This is a genomic window from Dyadobacter bucti (assembly GCF_005869225.1).
GTDB classification, from domain to species: domain Bacteria; phylum Bacteroidota; class Bacteroidia; order Cytophagales; family Spirosomataceae; genus Dyadobacter; species Dyadobacter bucti.
Genome location: NZ_SWFP01000034.1, coordinates 1 through 3,217, shown reverse-complemented (window position 1 = coordinate 3,217; position 3,217 = coordinate 1). Strand labels below are relative to the sequence as shown.

The following is a 3,217-nucleotide window of genomic DNA, read 5'->3' as shown; positions in this document are numbered from 1 at the left end:
GTTTGTACATTCTGAGCAGCGTTTTTTTGTACAACAAAATCTCCTCATGCCAAGAAAAGAATACCTGACCTCAGAAGCTCGGCAACGATTTGACAATCCACCTGTTTTGAGTGTTGACCAGAAAATGATTTTCTTAGAGGCGCCCCAGTGGGCAGCTGATTATGTCAAGACTTTGCAAACGCCATCAAATAAAGTTGGCTTTCTTTTACAGGTCGGATACTTCCGGGTAGTCAGTCGGTTTTTTGCATCAAACCGTTTCCATCAAAGTGATGTGGATTATGTTGCGGAGAGGATTTCGGTTGATGTCAACGCAGTACTGATGACCAGTTACGAAGGACGGACTTCACTCAGGCACCGGGAGGACATTCTTTTATATTTTGGTTTTGCCGCCTTTGAAAAACCTTCAATTGAAGCGTTGACCGAAGAAACACAGCGACTGGCCCAGGTACAGACCAGACCATACTTAATATTTGAAGGTATGGTCGGCTTTCTCCAGGCACATCGTATTGAAATCCCTACCTACCAAAGCTTGAAAACAATCTTGGATAAAGCTCTTGTCAGTTTCGAGCAGAATCTCGAGTCCATTTTAAGTAAGTATTTAACAGCGGCTGACATTTTACTTTTAGACCAGCTTCTGGTAGAACACAGTTCTTATCAACAGGACAGCAGAAAGCATTTAAAGGTGAAACGTTATGAGATTACATTTTTTAAACGGGTCTCCCAATCCATGGAAACGAAACAGATCCATGAGCGGGTGACCAACTTTCGAAGTTTAAAGACCATGTATTTGCAGCTGTTACCGGTTGCAAGGCGCTTAAAGCTTTCGGATCCAACCATTCAATTTTATGCCGAATATGTAATCAATAACCAGGTACCGCAGATAGCTACACGCAGCACCAACCGTTATCTGCTTTTGATTTCTTTTATTATTCACCAATACTATATGTTGGGGGATGCACTTATCCTGACCTTAAATAGCGCGGTCACAAACTATGTCAATGGATGTGAGAATTCTGTAAAACAAGAGCTTTATCAAAACAGGATGCAGACCGCACAGCTGGTCAGCAGTGTTGCCCACCGTAGTCATACCCACATTGATGTTCTAGGTGCCATTGAAAAAATCATTGCTAATACGACAATGGAACCATTGGCCAAAGTGGCCTTGATTGAACAGCTTTTTAAAAACAAACGGTTATCTCAAAAACTGTTACAGGAAGACCAGCAGCGTCTTAAATATTTAAGGGAAGTCAACCAAAAGATAAACGACCGGGAAGATTTTTATCAGATGCTTGAAAAAAATTCGTCCAAGTTAAATGGCAAGGTTAGCGATATTGTAAAAGCACTGATCCCAAGTGCCACTTCTTCCGGGAAGGACATCCTTGCAGCGGTCCGGTACTACCAAGAAAAGAATGGAGTTATTCTAACACGGGCGTCGGTACCAACTGATTTTTTAGGAATGGAGCAGCAGCAGCGGGTGTTGACCCCGGAAGGCAAATTACGGACCGGTTTATATAAAGTTTTCCTGTTTCAGGAAATTCGCGATAATATCAAGTCTGGGGCACTCCCAATTGATTCATCCTATGATTACCGCAGTTTTGACGAGTATGAAATACCACCGGCGGTTTGGAATAAAGAAAAGGAAAAGCTGATTGAACAAGCCGGCTTGACAGCTTTTACCGATTCACGAAAAACCCTGGTTAAATTAAATGAAAGGTTGAATGCCCAGATTAAATTAACCAATGAGCATATAGAAGCAGGCAGTAACAAACAGGTATACTTCGACCCCACCGGTGACTGGCACCTGATGAAAGATAAGCGTTTGGAAGAAGTCACAGATTTGGAACCGCTCTATCCCCAAGAATATGTCATTCCACTAATTGAAGTTCTCTCAACCGTCCAAAACGCAACCGGCTTTATTTCTTCCCTTATCCATGGAGGAATTGATCATATCCCCAAACGTCCGGATGAGAATTTGTTCTTTGCGGCAATTCTTGGGTTTGGGTGCAATATCGGGATCCGAAAATTCTCGTTCATGTCAAAAGGCATCCGGACTAGTTCACTGGAAACAACGGCACTCCAATATTTTTCACCAGAGACTATAATGCAGGCAAATGACAAGGTACTTGCATTTAGCAATGGCCTACCACTTACCCGGCATTATAGAAAAGATGTAGACTTTGTTCATACTTCCAGTGACGGCCAGAAGTTTGATGTTTCCGTTGCGTCGCTGGTTGCTTCTCCGTCATTTAAATACTTTGGTAATGGCAGGGGTGTTACCATGTATTCCTTTCTGGATGAAGCTGGACAGTTATTTTACTCGACAGTATTCAGTGCAGCAGAACCCGAATCACATTATGTTTTGGATGGCCTGACGCACAATGAAGTGATCATTCCAAATGCACATTCAACGGACACACATGGTTTTAGCGAACCCGTATTTGCCGTAACCGGCCTCTTAGGCATTGAATTCCGTCCCAGGTTTGCAAGGTTTCATCATCAGCAGCTTTATTCCATTGACGAAGCACGGACTTATCGTGAGCAAAATTATAAGATTGTGCCGGGTCTCAAAATAAACCTTGTCCATTTGGAAAATCATTGGGATGAAATTCTACGACTTGTTTGTACCATCAAGCTTGGTTATGCCAAAGCGTCCACATTGTTCAGACGTTTAAACTCGTATTCTAAACAACACCCGCTTTACAAGGCCCTCAAAGATCTGGGAAGACTCTATAAAACCGCTTACGTATACCAATATATGGATGATGAGTTAATCCGTAAGTCAGTGTCCGGATCGCTTTCTAAAATCGAAAGCAGCAATAATTTTTCCAAGGCCATCACCGTAGGCAATAACCAGGAATTGATCTGGGCCACCCGGAAAGAACAATTAACAGCAGAAGGTTGTAAAAGGCTGATTGCAAATGCGGTAAACACTTATAATTTGTTGTTATTATCCGAAAAACTGGTAGCAGCTGAGTCCGAACAGGACAGGCAGATCCTGTTGAAAAAAATTCTTGCAACTTCTACCCACAGCTGGGCACATATTAACCTGGTGGGAGAATATGACTTTTCTGATGGTAAAGATTATAAAATGTTTGATTTGGGCTCGATTATGGATTTGAACCTAACGCCTTAGAATTCAATATTCCGGACTCATGCCAAGTAAAAATGCTACACGAAAGTCGTGACGGTTTTTCTCCCTTTCTTTAGTTTACCCCAA

At 42.3% G+C, this 3,217-nt stretch carries 1 protein-coding gene; it reads left to right on the top strand.

Annotation, left to right across the window (positions count from 1 at the left end; genetic code table 11):
* The first annotated feature begins 46 nt into the window (after positions 1–46).
* Positions 47–3,133 (top strand): Tn3 family transposase, encoded by a 3,087-nt coding sequence (locus FBF61_RS34370; protein ID WP_138485518.1) that lies wholly within the window; start codon positions 47–49, stop codon positions 3,131–3,133.
* Positions 3,134–3,217: the final 84 nt, after the last annotated feature.

Coding starts and splice junctions, on each gene's coding strand:
- FBF61_RS34370 (WP_138485518.1), top strand. CDS start 47: ATGCCAAGAAAAGAATACCTGACCTCAGAAGCTCGGCAACGATTTGAC.